The organism is Candidatus Lernaella stagnicola (genome assembly GCA_030765525.1).
GTDB lineage: Bacteria > Lernaellota > Lernaellaia > Lernaellales > Lernaellaceae > Lernaella > Lernaella stagnicola.
In genome coordinates this window covers 134,581-150,804 of the sequence record JAVCCK010000020.1, presented here as the reverse complement: position 1 = coordinate 150,804, position 16,224 = coordinate 134,581, and the positions used below count along the sequence as shown (strand labels likewise).

Sequence of the window (16,224 nt, the reverse complement as noted above, 5' to 3'; positions counted from 1 at the left end):
ATCGAATGGCGGCCAAACTGGGGGGAGCGCCATCATTCACTGCGCGACGCAATTATCCGTGCCGATTTTTAACGACAATCCGACGGTCCGTTGCTATACTATTCGATCGAGGTTTTACGCACTGCGTCATAAAGGAAAAAGATGAAACCCCTGCTTATCACCTGCGGCGACCCGGCCGGAATCGGCCCTGAGGTCGCCCTTAAAGCGCTCGGGCAAGGCGCGGCGGGCGATCACCCAGTGCTGCTGATCGGCAACCTCAACTGCTGGCAGCGCGCCGCGGAAATGGTCGGCGAATCGATCTATCTCGTGTCGGACATTAAACACATTCGCGACGAGGAAGGCTGGCCCGTCTGGTCGGCGCCGGATTGTCGGCTGGAAGATATGACCGACCCCGCCGACCCGCATGACGAATATTTGGCTGCCCGCGGCATGGTACAGGTCAACGCGATCACCGCCGCCGCTCAGGCCTGTCTCGCCGGTGAAGCGTCCGGGGTCGTCACGATGCCCATCGACAAGCGAGCCAACAAGGCCGCCGGGCAAGACACGCCGGGCCACACCGAAATGCTCGCCCGGTTATGCGGCGCAGCGCGACCGGTGATGATGCTCTTCGGCCCGGAGTTGCGGGTTGTGCCGCTTACCACCCATATCCCCTACGTCGAGGTTCCGCAGAAATTGACGCCCGGTTTGGTGCTCGATACCCTGCGCATCGTGTCCCGGGAAATGAAGGTGCTGTTCGGGTTGGAGAATCCCCGCATGCTCCTGTGCGGCTTGAATCCGCACGCGGGCGAAAACGGTTTATTCGGCACCGAGGAAATCCGCGTGTTGAGTCCGGCGGTGGAGATCGCCCGGCAGGAAGGCTTGAACGTCGACGGCCCCTTGCCCAGCGACACGGCGTTCGTATTCCGCGATCGCGCCGACGTCGTCATCTGCCCAACGCACGACCAGGCGCTGATTCCCCTCAAGATGCTGCATTTCGATTGCGGCGTGAACACAACGCTCGGCTTGTCCTTGGTTCGCACATCGCCGGATCACGGCACGGCCCGCGATATTGCCTGGACGGGCCGCGCCGATCCATGCAGCGCCGGGCACGCGATTCGCGCCGCGGTCGATTTCATTCGACGCCGGGCCGCGGCGGAAAGAAGCTAGATGGGAAGCGACAAGATCATCATCAAAGGGGCTCGCGAGCACAACCTGGACAATATCGACATCGAAATTCCGCGTGACTCGCTGGTGGTCATCACCGGTATTTCCGGTTCGGGCAAGAGTTCGCTGGCGTTTGACACGATCTACGCCGAGGGCCAGCGCCGCTACGTTGAAAGCCTTTCGTCTTACGCCCGGCAGTTTCTCGAGCAACTCGGCAAGCCGGACGTGGACAGCATCGAAGGCCTGTCGCCGGCGATCAGCATCGAGCAGAAGACAACGTCGCGCAATCCGCGCTCGACCGTGGGCACGATCACCGAGGTGTACGACTACCTGCGCGTCTTGTTCGCCCGCGTCGGCGAAGTGTACTGCCCCACGTGCGACAAGCCGATTGCGGCGCAGACCGTGCAGCAAATTGTCGACCAGGTGCTGGCGTTCGGCGAAGGCACGCGCATTCACGTGCTCGCGCCGGTGGTGCGCGGTCGCAAAGGGGAGTATCGCAAGGAACTCCAAGCGTTTCGGCGTGACGGTTTCGCGCGGGTGAAAATCGACGGCAAGCTGCATCGCCTCGAAGAAAGCATCACGCTCGAAAAAAACAAAAAGCACGATATCGACGTGGTTGTCGACCGCATCGTGGTCAAAGCCGGCACGCCGCGCCTAACCGAAGCCGTCGAGACGGCGCTGCGTCTGGCCGAGGGCATTGTGAAGGTCGAAGAGGTCGACACCGGCGAGATACACACCTTCTCCGAACGTTTCGCGTGCATCGAATGCGGCTTCTCGCTACCGGAGCTGGCGCCGCGTATCTTCAGCTTCAACAACCCGCACGGCGCGTGTCCGAGCTGCGACGGCCTCGGGTACAAAATGGAATTCGACCCCGAACTCGTGGTGCCCAACCCGAACCTATCCATTCGCGAAGGGGCCGTTCTGCCGTGGGAAAACCGCAACTCGGTGTACTTCGCCCAGACGCTCGAAAGCCTGGAGAAGCACTTCAACTTCTCGATCTATACGCCCTGGAACAAGCTTCCCGCCGCGACGCAAAAAGCGATTCTGTTCGGCTGCGAAGATGAAATCCGCTTTTTCTACGAGCAAGGCGACCGACGCTACGAATACACCAAGACCTTCGAGGGCGTCATCAGCAATCTCAGCCGCCGTTACGGCGAAACGCAGAGCGAAATGATTCGCGAGGAGATGCGGCGCTTCATGAGCGTCATTCCGTGCTCGACGTGCCACGGCGCGCGCCTGCGTCCCGAGAGCCTTGCGGTGCGCATCGGCGGCTTCAACATTTCCCAACTGACCGAAATGAGCATTCGGGAATCGGCGGCGTTTTTCCGCGATCTGGAACTCGACGACAGGCGCGCTGAAATCGGCCGGCGGTTGCTGAAGGAAATCAGCGAACGGCTAGGCTTTCTCGAAGCCGTGGGTCTGGAATACCTCACGTTGAGCCGCAGCGGCACGACGCTTTCGGGCGGCGAAAGCCAGCGCATCCGCCTGGCGACACAAGTCGGCTCCAGCCTGATGGGTGTTCTCTATATTCTCGACGAACCCTCGATCGGCCTGCACCAGCGCGACAACGACCGCTTGCTGCGTATGCTGCGGCGGCTGCGCGACGTGGGCAACACGGTGTTGGTTGTCGAGCACGACGCCGAGACGATTCTCTCCGCCGACCACGTGATCGACCTGGGCCCCGGCGCGGGCGTGCATGGCGGCAAGCTGGTCGCGCAGGGTACGCCGGAGGACATCTGCAAGTCGGCCGACAGCCTGACGGGCAAATACCTTTCCGGGAGGCTGGAGATCAGCGTGCCCGAGGCGCGTCGCGAGTCCAAGCGCAAGTGGATCGAAATCAAGGGCGCCTCGCAAAACAACCTGCAGGCGATCAATGTTCGTTTCCCGATCGGTCTGTTCACATGCGTTACCGGTGTGTCGGGTTCGGGCAAGAGCACGCTGGTGGTAGACACGCTTTTCCGCGCGCTGCAGCAGCGTTTGTACCACAGCAAGGCGCGCGCCGGCGCCCATACCGAAATCCGCGGGCTACCGTATATCGACAAGGTGATCGACATCGATCAAAGCCCCATCGGCCGTACACCGCGCTCCAACCCGGCGACGTATACCGGTTTGTTCACGCCGATTCGCGACTTGTTCGCCGAGCTGCCCGAGTCGCGGGTGCGCGGCTACAAGCCCGGCCGCTTTTCCTTCAACGTCAAAGGCGGGCGCTGCGCGGCCTGCCAGGGCGACGGTGTGATCAAAGTCGAGATGCACTTTTTGCCGGATGTCTACGTGGTGTGCGATCAATGCGGGGGCAATCGGTACAATCGCGACACGCTGGAAATTAAATACAAAACGTACTCCATCGCCGACATTCTGGAGATGACCGTCGATGAAGCGATGCCGGTATTTGCCAGCTTCCCATCGGTCTTGGATCGCCTGCGCACGCTTCAGGAAGTTGGTCTCGGTTATCTTCCCCTCGGCCTGCAGGCGACGAAGCTTTCGGGCGGCGAAGCCCAACGCATCAAGTTGTCCAAGGAACTCTCGAAGCGTTCCACGGGTCGCACGCTGTACATCCTTGACGAGCCCACGACGGGCCTTCACTTCGACGACATCGCTAAGTTGCTCGCCGTTCTGCAGCGCCTGGTGGACAACGGCAACACCGTGATTGTGATCGAACACAATCTGGACGTGATAAAAACAGCCGACTATATTATCGACTTAGGACCGGAAGGCGGCGACATGGGCGGGCGTGTCCTCGCTGTCGGCACGCCGGAGCAAATTGCCGCCGTACCGAAAAGTTTCACCGGCCAATATCTGAAGAAGCTATTGTCCGCCAACCGCAATCGTCGCCGCAAAAAGACGGGGTAAACATGAGCAAAAGCCCGGTACTCGCGTTCGCGATGACAACCGGCTTGTTGGCACCGAGCGCGGCCCTCGCCTCGCCGCTCGGCATGCGCTTCAACCTCGCTTTGGCCGACGGGCCGAAAACCCTCACCCTCGTTGTCGGCGTGTGGTCCGTGTGTTGCCTCTTGGCGCTGGGGCGACGCCTTTGGATCCGGCATCGCCGCGATCCCGACGAGCGCCTCGCCGCGACCGACATGCTGGGACGCGCCGCCGGTTACGCTTTTTGGGCGCTGCTGCCCTGGCTGCTGCTCTCCCAACTGGTGGATCGCGCATTTTTCGAAAACAAGCTGGACGCGTTGCCGATCGCCGTGGTTTGGGCGCTGCTGGCCGGTCCCGCCTTGGCGTTGCCGATCGTGACGCAGCGGCGGCGCGTGATTCGTTGGATCAGCCTCGGCGTCGCCGACATCGCCGCGTTGACGTGGCTGCTGCACGCCTTTCTCCGACAGGAGCGAGGCCCGCATTTTTTCTGGATCGCCGCGTTTGCGATTCTGTTGCACGGTGCGGCCATGATGCCCAAACGCGGCCACGCCGTCTTCCGCTTGCTGGGCTTGGCCGGGTTGTTGTTCTTCGCGGCGAATCTGTTGCAACCGCCCGGCGCGCTCAGTGACTTGCGCCCGCTCAACTCCACGGCCATTCGCCAATTGAGCGAAGCGGGCACGTCGCCGCGTCTCGCGGTGTTGACCGCGGATGGAAGCGCGGCGCTCATCGTCGCGGAAGCCGAGCCCACGGTATTGCGTCGCGTCAGCCTGTCGACCGGCAAGCCGGTGGACGAGCGCGAATTCGCGGGCGATGAAATTCGACTCGTCGCGACCCATCCGGAAACCGGTGACGTTTTCGTCGTCACCGACAGCGACACGACGCCGGTGCATTGGCTCGACGGTGACCTGCTGTTTACGCGGGCCGTGTTTCACGGAACGCTGCCGTTCGCCCCGCGGGCCGCGGTGCTCGGCGATTCGAGATTGGCGGTCGGCGGGGACGGTGAGGCGACGAACCTGCTGCTGTGCGACTTGCGAAAAGCGGCCGACACCCGCGAGGTCGAAATCGCCGATACCTGCGCAGAAATCGCGGTTCCGCTGGCACGCATCGGAAACATGGTCGCGGTTCCCAAACGCCGTGTGATCTTCGCCGCCGAAGGCGCCAAATGGTTTGCCGACGGATGGCGCGTGCAGCAGATCGGCTTGGCCAACGGCGAAATCATCCGGCGGGTCACCTTGCCGCGCGGCGTCGGCGTAGTGGCCCACAACGAATTGGACTACTCGCTTTACACAACCGTTGCCGGCTATGGCGCCGTGGACGTTCGATATGCCGAATCCCTCGAGACGCGCGGCGGTTGGCGCGTCGAGCCCGGCTTGAATTTCCTGCGTCTGGACCCGCAGCGTAGTTTGTTCGTCGCGGCCTCCACGGCCACGGGCACGTTGGTCGTCGCCGATTTGACGGACGGCAAGCGAGTCGCCGAATTGAAGATCGGCAGCGGCATACGGGGGCTCGATTATTATCGAAAATCCGGCACGGCGCTGGTTGCCGCGCGGCGCGGCGTCGTCGTCGTTGATATTCTGAAACTGCCCGGCATTCGCGGCAGCTACGAGATTCGGACTTCGGAAAGCAGGTGACATGACGTTCTTCGGGCGACCTTTTTTGCTCCGGCTCATCGGCGTGATGGTCGCGGTGACGGCGTTGCTCGCGGCTTGCCAGTATAACGAAGAAGAGAGCGACAACGCGCCCGCCGCAGATGAATTCACCAAGAGTATCCGAGACGAAGCCTTCGCCCAATTCACGCGGGCCGAATTCTTGCGGGCCGATGTGGAGGGCTTTTTCAGCCCCGCACCGGCGCCCGCGAACACGGTTAACGATGTCGCTCCCAACGACGGAGAAATTCTCGCCGCGACGAACTCCGGCCTAATCGCAACGGTTGACGGCGCATGGCGAACGGTGATCGGCGATCGGTCGATCCATAGCATTGAAGTGGACGACGGCGTCTACTACCTGGGAACCGTAGGCGCGGTACTGCGCTACGACGGCGCGGCTACGGTGACCTACGATCTACCCGGCGCAGCGCGCACCCGCGCGCTGGCGGTCGGCGACGGCAGAGTCTTTGCCGCCTCCGAAGACGGCGTTTTCGAGCTTCGTGAAGGTCGCTTCGTCCCGCTCGCGCCGCTGGCCGATTCCTTCGCGTTCGCGCTGTACCTGGAGCCGGGCGGCCGGTTGTGGGCGGCCACGGCTGACGGCCTGCTGCAAACCGACGGCGAAACCATCACCCGCCGCCTCACGCCGACCGAATCGCTACTTTCCGTCCTGGTCCGGGCCGTTATTCCCGACGGTGAAGGCGGCCTGTGGATCGGCACCGATCGCGGATTGAACCACCTGACCGCCGATGACGAACTGCACTCCTGGACGGGCGCTCAGGGTTTGCCCTATCCGAAGATCACGGCGCTGGCCCGCTTCGATCAAGGCCCGCTCGCCGGTGTTTGGGTCGGCACAGAACGCGGCGTCGCCTGGCTTCACGAAGATTCGTGGCGCTATTTCGCGGGTCGCAGGTGGCTGCCCCACGACCACGTCACGGCGCTGGCCGGGGATGGTGCGTCATTGTGGGTCGCGACGACCAACGGCATGTCGCAAATTCGGGCCGAGGAAATGACCTTGGCCGAAAAAGCCGACGTCTACTTGGAATTGACGGAGTCACGCCACGTGCGTTTCGGCCTCGTGTCGGCCAGCGACTTGGATATTCCGGGCGACTTGTCGACTTTCCGGCGCCGCGCTTCGCGCACCGATGCCTTCTCCACGAGTCTGCACCTGGCGGCGCTGTCGTTCGCGTTCGCGGCGACCGAGGACGGCGTCTACCGGGAAACAGCCGACGAGCACTTCGCGGCGCTGAATTTTTTGGAAGAAGTCACGCCCCGCGAAGGGTTGATCGCGCGCAGCATCGACGATCTTTTTTCCCGCAGCGCCGACCCCGATTGCGCGCCGTTTTGCGATTGGCAAGCCAACCGCGAGTTGGGCGTCGATTGGCTTTCGGATGCCGATGCGGCCAGCGAGCTTGGCTTTTTCTTCGCCGCCGCGGTCTATTTCGATCTGGCTGCAACCCCTGACCAGCAGCAACAGGTGGCGGAATTGGTCTCCCGCCTCGCCGACCATTTACTGGAAAACGATTTCCAACTGATCGACTGGGACGGCGAGCCCACGACCTGGGGCAATTGGAATCCGGATACGCTGTGGCGCTGGTTCGAGGCGTCCAATCCTTTTCTGGCGCTGCGGCAATACGGCCAGGTGCTGCCCAACAGCCTGGAGATCCTGAGTTTCCTGAAAACCGCCTACCACATCACCGGCGAGGACCGCTACGAGGACGCCTATCGTTCCTTGATTCAAGATCACGCCCTGGACGATCTGGTCGTCAACGCCGCGGTGCGCCTGCCGGTGTTCACCAACCACCAGACCGATCAACTGATTTTCCTGGCGTTCTACCCGCTGCTGCAATACGAAACCGATCACGACCTGCGCGGGAAATATTTGAGCGGCCTGGAAAACAGCTTCGCGGCCAACCGCGTTGAACAAAACAGCCTCTTCGACTTCATCTACGGGGCGCTGACTCGTCGCCGGATCGATTTCGACGCCCCGGCGGCCGTGACGACGTTGCGCGAGATGCCCTTGGACCTACTGGATTGGCGCATGGAAAACAGCGAGCGCGCGGATGTCGATTTCGATCTGCTGCCCAACCGGTTGGGCGAGCCGCGCTCTTCCACCCTGCGACCGCCCTTGCCCGCCGGCGAGCGGCCGTTGATCGACTGGGGCGGCGACCCATTTGCTCTCGACGGCGGCGGTTTGGGCACCAGCGAATCTCCCGGCACGTTCTGGAATCTGGCTTATTGGCTGGCGCGATATCACGGGATCATCCTTCCCTAATCCAACAGAAAGGCGAACCATGAAACTCGAAGTGGACGATGTCATCGATTTCCCGCTCGACGAAGTGTACCCGGCGTTCCGCGATCACACGGAAGAACTGGCGAACTACCTGGAAGCCATCGAGCGCATCGAAGTGCAGAGTCGCCAGGTTGACGGCGATCACGTGCATATCGTCAGCATTTGGACTTCGAAGTTGAAGTTCCCGGGGCCGATCGAGAAGTTTATCCCGAAGGGGGCGCGGCAATATACGGACACGGCCACGTGGCACAGTGACAAACACACCGTCGAGTGGAACATTGATATTTCCGTCCTGAGAAAGGCCGTCTCGGCGCGCGGCGCCAATTCCTTTGAGGCACACGGCGAAAATCAAACGCTGATGAAAATCCGCGGCGACATCGACATCGACCCGTCGAAGATCCCCGGCGTGCCGACCATGCTGGTCAAGCGCGTTCTGCCCACGATCATCAAATTCATCGTGCAGAATGTCGAGAAGAACATGAAGCAGGGAAATCGCAGTATCGAGCGATACTTGACCTCGCGTCGCAAGGAGGGGTGAGTTCGCTTAATCGCGTGACGCGCGTTGCCAACGATCCGGTTTGAACAGCGCCGATTTCAATGCGAGCGCTATTTTCCAAACGATATAAAACGGCGCGAGTGCCACGGCCATCGCCAATTGCGGCGTCCATTCCAACCGCGCCAACCCGATCGCGAATTGCAGCGCCATCACGGCCAGTCCGGCGGCCGCGAGAAGAAAACCCGCGTGCGCGATGCCGAACAAATAACCGGCTGCCGCGGCCACAACCACCAGCAGCGCCGTCAGCGGCGAGTAGCCCGGCATCAACAGATCCAGCGCCGCGGCCAGCTTGTATAACGCCCCGCCCGCGACGGCTCTGCACGCCATCGGCCACGCGAGTTCGCGCGCCAACGACGTCTGCCCCCCGCTCCAGCGACGTTTCTGCCGACCCGCCGCCGCAAAGCCCGTAGCCCGCGGACTGAGAATCTTCGCCTCCGGCACGAAGCGCACGGTCACACCCGCATCCACGAGTCGCAAATAATGCTCGAAATCCTCGGTAATCGAAAACGCCCGCCAGGGATGCGCGGCGATCGTTGCAGCACTCAAAACCAATCCGTTCATCAACGGCACGGGTAACCCGGCCGCGGCTTTGCCCGCATAATGAAGGCCGTTTTTCATGCCGCTGGTCACCGCCGCCAGCGCAGCGAGGCTTGACGCCGCCGCATTCGCCGAGCCGTTAAAACCCTGCGCCGCACCCGCGCCCTCGCCAAAAGCACGGTCCATCCAACGTAGATATTTTGGATCCGGACGACTGTCGGCGTCGCAAACGAGGAGGGCCTCGTCGGCGTTGATGTGGTGTTCGAGCGCCCAGGCCATCGCCTGGCCCTTGCCGGGTTCGTCCGGCGCGACGCGTTCGATTACATCCGCCCCGGCTTCGCGTGCGACCTGGGTCGTGCGGTCGACGCAGTTGTCGGCCAACACCAAGACACGAAACAGCTCGGCCGGATAATCAAACGCCTGGGCCGCCGCAATCGTGTGTTGAATCGACGCCTCTTCATCGTGCGCGGGAATGAGCACGCAGAAACGTGTTTGCGGCTGGCGCTCACGTGGCGGCGTGGGCGGCCGCAGCAAGGCCCACGCGGCGAAAACGCCGTAGTACAGCGCCGCCGCCAGCAGCAACACCGCGGCGACGATGAGAGTGATTTCGACGACGATCACGGCTCGTTTTCCACAACGCGGCGATACACTTGCACCGTTTTTTCCACCATGGTTGCCGCCGTGAACGCGGTTTCAAAACGATGTTTGCCCGCCTGACCCAAGGAGACTCGCTCCTCATCGTGACTCAGCCAATTCGCCGCCCGCAAGGCCAGGTCTTGGGCCTCTCGCGTGTGACACAGCAACTGTGGCAGCCCCTTCAACAATTCCGGCAGCCCGCCGACCGCGGGGGCAAGCAGCGCCACACCGGCGCGCATAGCCTCCAACGCCGCGTTAGGAATGCCCTCGTGGCGACTGGTCAGCAGCAACAAATCGGACGCGGCGACCAACGAGGGCACGTCATCCACGAAACCCAAGAAGCGTATCGATTCGCCCAAATTGAGCACCTTCGCCCGAGCGCGAGCGGCGTCCAACAGGGGGCCGTCCCCCGCGACCCGGAACACGGCGCGCGGCACGCGGGCGGCGATCTGCGCGGCGGTTTCCACGAACAACAGCGGGTCTTTCACAACCTCAAGCCGACCGACAAAAGTCACGACGCGATCCTCCGGCGTCAGATGCCACGTGGCGCGGGCGGCCTGCCGCACCGCCTCGTCCACGACGACTTCCTCCAACCCGTTGTGTATGACGTCGATCTTCTCCTTCGGCATTCCGGCTGCCATGAGTTGCCGCTTTAATGGCTCGGCGACGGTAATCACGCGAGCGCAGTGGCGTCGCGTCATGCGTCGGTCGAGAGCCAAATTGAAACGCATCTTCCAACCGGCCCAACCATGAAAGGGTTCCGCCGCGCCGTGCACCGTCGTCACGAAAGGAACGCCGGCCTTCATCGCCGCTTTGCCGCCGATGATATTGGCCAGGTAACCGTGGGTATGCACAAGATGAAAGCCGCCCTCGCGTATCAAGCGCGCCGCGTACGCGATCGCCCGGGTGTCGTACTTACGACGCCGGGAAATGGTATGCACGGATACGCCGATCGCCTGCGTTTTTTCCTTCAAGAGACCCTCGGCAAACACGGCCAACTCCGCGTGCAAATCCTCACGCCCGCGAAGCCGGCTGAACATCGTCACCAAGTGGCTTTCAATGCCGGCGAAGCGCGCTCCCTCGGCTACGTGCAGCACCTTGATCATCTAAAACTCCCGTCGCGTCGGATCCCAAGTTATGTAGGGTCGCCAAGTCAGCACACGATACCACGCGTGCAGCAGCGCGATCTGCACCAGCCCGAAAAAGCCGGGCAGCCGCAACCCGCGGCCGACATCCCTTCCGGCCACAGCCGCCGCAATTCCGAATCCGGCCAGTAAGGCCGCCACGAGTTCCCCGCCGAACAACGACCACGCGGGCCACCAGCGCATCGCAAGGCCGAACGTAGCGTAAAGCGTCAAGACCGAGAAGAACGGGCCGAGCCAGCGCATCCACTTGTGACCGACCAGTTGCCGCCGGCAACGGCGCTTAGCCCGCGGCAGATGTCGATACACCCGCATCATCGTAAAAATGCCGCCGGCAAACGTGCGCACTTTGCGGCGGTATTCGTCGGCGAACGAAGTCGACCTCGGCACTACGGCCCGCGCTTCCGGATGCAGCGTCACGCGCAAGCCACGGTCGCAAACGGCCAGCGGTACATAGAGATCGTCGACACACTCCGGCGGCACCGGCGGGCGATCTTTTTTCCGCACCACAAAGAGGCAGCCGTTGACGCCGATCAACGTGCCGGTCTGCGCTTCCCGCCGACGCACGTAAATTTCGAAGCGAGTGTAGAAACCCGCACCTTCCGCCGCGTCTTGGCCATCGCCGGGCACCGAAACGTCCACGCCCGTGACGCACCCCACGCCCGGTTGCAGCAACTCGGCCACGAGCTTGCCGATCGAGCCCGGCTCCGCGGCCACGGTGACATCCGAAAAGACCAACACCTCGCCGGTCGCGACCTCGACGGCTTGATTCTGCGCCTCGCTTTTTCCGACCCGCGATAGACGCAGCACGTGGTCGGCTCCGGCATCTTGGGCTTCGTCGGCGGTGTCGTCTTTGCTGCCGTCGTCAGCCACAATGATTTCCATGCTTCCCGGATATTCGTGAGCACGCATCCGCCGAACCTTCGCGCCAATACGACCGGCGGCGTTGTGCGCGGCAATGATGACCGTCACCGGAGGCCAAATCTCCGGTTCAGGCGCGGCGCCGACGTCAAAACGTTTTTTTCCGAGGCGCAACACCAGCGGATAAATCACGTAGGGATAAGTCAGTCCGAAGATTCCAAGAGATAAAAATAATACCCACGGCCAAATCACTTCTTGCCTCCGGCTTTGGATTCATATAGCGCCAAGTAGGTCTCGAGCATTTTGTCGATACTGAAATCTCGTTCGACCCGCCGTCGCGCCGCCGTGCCGAATTTCCCGGCCAACGCGGGATCGTTCAGCAATCTGACGCACGCCGCAGCCAGCGCCTCAGGTTGTTCCGACGGCACCAAGCAGCCGGACTCGCCGTCGACGATAGCTTCGGCGTTCCCCCCAACGTTGGTGGCGACAATCGGTCGCGACGCGGCCATGGCTTCGATCAACGCCAGCGACAGCCCCTCGTAGCGACTGGGCACGGCGATTAAATCCAGGGCGTCCAGCCGCCGCCCAATGCCTTCGGTATAGCCGGCGAAAGTCACCGCGTGCGTCAACCCATCGCGCTCGACGCGTCGTTCCAACATGGGTCGCATGTGCCCGTGCCCAAAAAAGATCACGTGAGCTTCAGGCACACTTTCGACAATGTGAGACATTGCCTCGACCATGACATCTGGGCCTTTGATCGGGTGCAGCCGGCCGATGACGCCGATCAGCTTCGCGCCGGGCGGTAAGCCCCGTTCCCGCCGGAAATCAACTTCCTTTTCCGACTCCTCGAGCGTGACGCCGTTGTGGACAACCTGCACGCACGAGGCCGGCAGTTTTAATTCCTGCACCAAAACGCGCTTGATTTCGCCGCTCACTGCCACCAACGGGCAGGAGCCGCGAGCGAGCAAGCGATACATCCACCGGCGCCTGACCCGGGCGCGCAGATACTCCAGGTTGCCGTGGACCGTGGGCAAATGCGGCACGCCCGCCGATCGCGCTGTCCAAAAAGTGTACACGTTCATCGTGAATTCGTGGCTGTGAAGCAGGTCGTAGCGACGCCGCTTGATCAAACGCGCCACGTCGCGCATCCATCGCCAATCGCGCCGTCTTTTGATGGGGCGAACGGTCACCGGCACGCCGCGTTCCTGAAACTGTTTTTCGAGCCAGCCGTGTTTGATCAGCAGCACGTGGCTGCGCACACGCTCGGTGTTCATGCGGGACACGAGGTCCAGCATCATCAGTTCGGCGCCGCCCGGATTGGATGTTTCGATCAAATGCAGCACGCGCAGGGGGCGCTCATGCGGCCAAGTATTGTTGACGTGGCGGTAGTAATCACAGTCGCGGCAGGTGGGGAATGGACGGCAGCACTCACCGCGTCGATCATTGCCCGAGAAGGTGCCCATCACGCGCCAGCAAATCGTCCGGCCGAAGGGCTCGTGCGCCGCCGGTCCGGCCTTTTCGATGCCGTGGCCGAGAAATTCCCAATAAGGGACCGTCTTCCTGGATCGATACCACGCCCGGATTACGGCTACGCGCTGTTGACATACGTGCGCCAAACGAAACAGCGCGATGCTTAACGGCCCGGCCCCGTGGGAGGAGAGAAGAACGCGCCGGCTCTCGATGTGAAAACGCCCGGCCAGCAAGGCTTCGCGCACCGCCGGCCAAGAAAGCTCACGCAGCGGGTCGAAAACCATCGCAATGTCTTTTAGGTTGTCCCGAAAATGGAAATCCGCACCGGCAACGGCGACGAATCCCGCCCCGGCCCGCCGCGCTGCTCGATACTGCCACAGGACATCGGCGTTGGGCACGTATTGCCCGTCGTGCATCGTGTTCCACACTTCGACGGCATCGAAACGCCCGGCGAATTCGAGGTTCCCGGTGATATCTCCCGGCTCCGGGTGGGCCAGAACGGCCAGCCCGCCGGCGTCGTGGATGAGATCGACGAGTTTCTCGTAATCGTCTTCGGGCAGCAGTTCCGTCACGCCCAACGCCAAGACGTGATGATCGCCTTTCTGGTCGAACTCCAAGCCGGGGACCAACAGCAACTCGTCATCGCTGTGCGCGGCGCACTCTTCCCGCAAACGCCGCACGTCGTCCGCGCTCAACTGTCGCGTGTGCTCGGTGAGGAACCCCACGCGAATACCACGCTCGCGCAGCAACGCGGCGATTTCGGCCACCGAAAGCTCGCCGTCATAACTGAACGTGGAATGCACGTGCAGCAACGCCGGCGTCTTTTGCGAACCGGTCCGAACACGCTTTTTGACCAGCGCCCATTTGTTCGCCAGCCATTTGCGGAACTCGCGGCTAAAGGGCCCGATGTCATGCCGGCGACACACTTCGAGACGCACGGTCGGGCGGAAGAAATCCACACAAAACGAAAGCAACCAGCGAAGTCGGCCCGCGCTGCCCGGCGGCATTTTCAAATCCCCTTCGCGCTTGAACAGCCGCGTCAGTGTCGCGTCGAGATCACCCAACAACCAACGCGTCTTGATACCCGCGTGGTAGGTCATCTCCGGCACGGGCTCGCCCACCGCCACCAAGGCCGCGGCCAGCGGCACGTCGATTCCCGCGTCGACCGCTAGTTGCAGGCTGCCCCACAGGCGACCGTTCACCTCCATGAGGTACGGCCGGCCGTCGCCGCCGCGCTTGAACTCCACCATCGCCGGGCCGTGCCACCGCCATTCGGCCAGCAAGCGCCGCGCCGCGTCTCGCATGTCGCGGGCAATCGGAATCGACTCCCGCAAAGTACTCACGCCCCCCGAAGGCGGCATCTCACGCAAACGCCGATGCGCGCTTTCCACCACCGGCTCGCCGTGCCGCCACACGCCGAAGTATCCTTCGCCGGGCCCTACGATGCGCTGCTGGAGCAGAAGCGGATACGCCCCGTCCGGCAGGTCGGCGAGCACCGCCGCCAATTCTTCCGCATCGCCGGCATAGGTCACGGCGATCTTGCGGCCGTCGACCAGGCTACGATGCGGCTTGACGACCACCGGATACGGCAGCGCGTCGTGATCGATGACTTCGTCCGGCGTACCGATGCGCACCATGGCCGGCGTCGCTAAACCCAGGCGGCGGGCCGTGGCGAAAGTGTCGTCCTTGTTTGCCGCGGCGTGCAGGGCATCGGTCGACGGCCACGGAACGGCACAGTGCGCTTCTATCTCTTCACGGCGCGGCAGCAGAGCGAAGATGGCGGCGTCGGTGGTGGGAATCAGCACATCGAAGCGGTGCTTCCGGAGAAGTTCCAGGATAAAATCCGCGTACGCGTCGGGGTCGTCGCCGGGCGCCGTCGGCGCCACGTGCGATACGGTCACGCACCGGCTGCCCAGGGCCTTGGCGCGGGGATCGTCGTCGACGGCCGTCACGCGCCAACCGGCCGCATGCAGGGCGCGGCAACAGGCGAGCGCCGCGTTTTGCGCGGCGCAAGTTATCAAGACATTGCGGATCACTAGCTCCTCAGCGCCTCGAACGGGGCACTCCCCATTTTTTGCGTTTTTCCCATAGTGTTTTCGGCGTAATGCCGAGGAATCCGGCCAGTTCTTTTTCGGTATGGTGGTCCTGATAGCGCTGCACGAATTCGCGGGCGTACTCTTCAAGGGACAACATGCGATCCAGCGCCTCTTCCCGGAAGCGCCGCCGCCGTTGCGCGCCGCGTCGTTCCATAAACAGCGGCAAGTGACTCGGGTCGATTTCCTCGCCCTCTTCCATCATGAGCATGGTTTGTTCGAGAACGTTTTCCAATTCGCGAATGTTTCCCGGCCAATCGTAGTTGCGCATCATGCCCATGGCCTCGCGACTGACGCCGACATTCTCGCGGCCGATGCGCTCGGCGATCCGCTTGATGAAATGGCTCACCAGCAGCGGCATGTCGTCCTTGCGGTCGCGCAGGGGCGGCACGACGATGTGAACGACATTCAGGCGGTAATACAGATCGGCCCGAAACCGGCCGTCTGCTACGTCTTGCTCCAGATTTCGGTTGGTCGCGGTGATGATTCGCAGGTCGAGCTTGATCGGTCGGCGATCGCCGACGCGCACAATCTCTTCCTCCTGGAGGGCGCGTAAAAGTTTCACCTGCAACGAAAGCGGCAGATCGCCGATTTCATCCAGAAACAAACTGCCGCCTTGCGCTTTCTCGAAATACCCGGCGGCACTATTCACCGCGCCGGTGAAGGCTCCCTTCACGTGGCCGAACAGCTCTGCTTCGATTAGGTTTTCCGCAATGGCACCGCAGTTAACCGCCACAAAGGGTTTGTTGGCGCGCGGACTGCCGGCGTGAATCGCGAGCGCGATCAGTTCTTTTCCCGTACCGCTCTCCCCGCTAACGAGCACGGTCGATTTGAACGGCGCCACCCGATCAACGAGTTCGAAGATGTCCTGCATCGGTTTGCTGCGGCCGATAATATGCGGCTTCGCCATGGCCTCGCTCATATGCCACCCCTAATCTGGTTACGAATTTACCGAATTCACCCTCAGTTATTACGAATTTTCAGG

Annotated in this window: 10 protein-coding genes; 5 read left to right on the top strand and 5 right to left on the bottom strand. The window is 62.4% G+C overall.

The features are described 5' to 3' along the window. Positions 1–141 precede the first annotated feature (141 nt). From pdxA to P9L99_09320, 5 genes are read left to right on the top strand one after another with little or no spacing between them, the layout of a single operon-like run. Positions 142–1,146, top strand: a complete 1,005-nt coding sequence (gene pdxA, locus P9L99_09340; protein MDP8223552.1) for a 4-hydroxythreonine-4-phosphate dehydrogenase PdxA — start codon at positions 142–144, stop codon at positions 1,144–1,146. Further along, positions 1,147–3,993: an excinuclease ABC subunit UvrA gene (gene uvrA, locus P9L99_09335; GenBank protein MDP8223551.1), complete on the top strand. Its 2,847-nt coding sequence runs from the start codon at positions 1,147–1,149 to the stop codon at positions 3,991–3,993. A gap of 2 nt (positions 3,994–3,995) precedes the next feature. Further along, entirely contained in the window at positions 3,996–5,639 is a 1,644-nt protein-coding gene (locus P9L99_09330) for a hypothetical protein (GenBank protein MDP8223550.1), read from the top strand. A 1-nt stretch (position 5,640) separates the two neighbouring features. Further along, entirely contained in the window at positions 5,641–7,926 is a 2,286-nt protein-coding gene (locus tag P9L99_09325; protein ID MDP8223549.1) for a hypothetical protein, read from the top strand. Between the two features lie 19 nt (positions 7,927–7,945). Further along, positions 7,946–8,482: a DUF2505 family protein gene (locus P9L99_09320; GenBank protein ID MDP8223548.1), complete on the top strand. Its 537-nt coding sequence runs from the start codon at positions 7,946–7,948 to the stop codon at positions 8,480–8,482. Between the two features lie 6 nt (positions 8,483–8,488). On the opposite strand, the gene P9L99_09315 is transcribed toward P9L99_09320, so the two are convergent. The 5 genes from P9L99_09315 to P9L99_09295 are packed head-to-tail and all read right to left on the bottom strand — an operon-like array spanning position 8,489 to position 16,161. Next, complete coding sequence (locus P9L99_09315) at positions 8,489–9,658, bottom strand: glycosyltransferase family 2 protein (GenBank protein MDP8223547.1); 1,170 nt, start codon at positions 9,656–9,658, stop codon at positions 8,489–8,491. After that, positions 9,655–10,779, bottom strand: a complete 1,125-nt coding sequence (locus tag P9L99_09310) for a glycosyltransferase (protein ID MDP8223546.1) — start codon at positions 10,777–10,779, stop codon at positions 9,655–9,657. The genes P9L99_09315 and P9L99_09310 overlap by 4 nt, the downstream gene beginning before the upstream one ends. Further along, on the bottom strand, positions 10,780–11,928 hold the full coding sequence (locus P9L99_09305; GenBank protein ID MDP8223545.1) for a glycosyltransferase: 1,149 nt from the start codon (positions 11,926–11,928) through the stop codon (positions 10,780–10,782). Then, positions 11,925–15,182 carry a glycosyltransferase gene (locus P9L99_09300; protein ID MDP8223544.1) on the bottom strand — a complete coding sequence of 1,086 codons (3,258 nt, stop codon included), beginning with the start codon at positions 15,180–15,182 and terminating at the stop codon, positions 11,925–11,927. Before P9L99_09300 ends, P9L99_09305 begins: the two co-directional genes overlap by 4 nt. A gap of 7 nt (positions 15,183–15,189) precedes the next feature. Then, complete coding sequence (locus P9L99_09295; GenBank protein ID MDP8223543.1) at positions 15,190–16,161, bottom strand: sigma-54 dependent transcriptional regulator; 972 nt, start codon at positions 16,159–16,161, stop codon at positions 15,190–15,192. Positions 16,162–16,224: the final 63 nt, after the last annotated feature.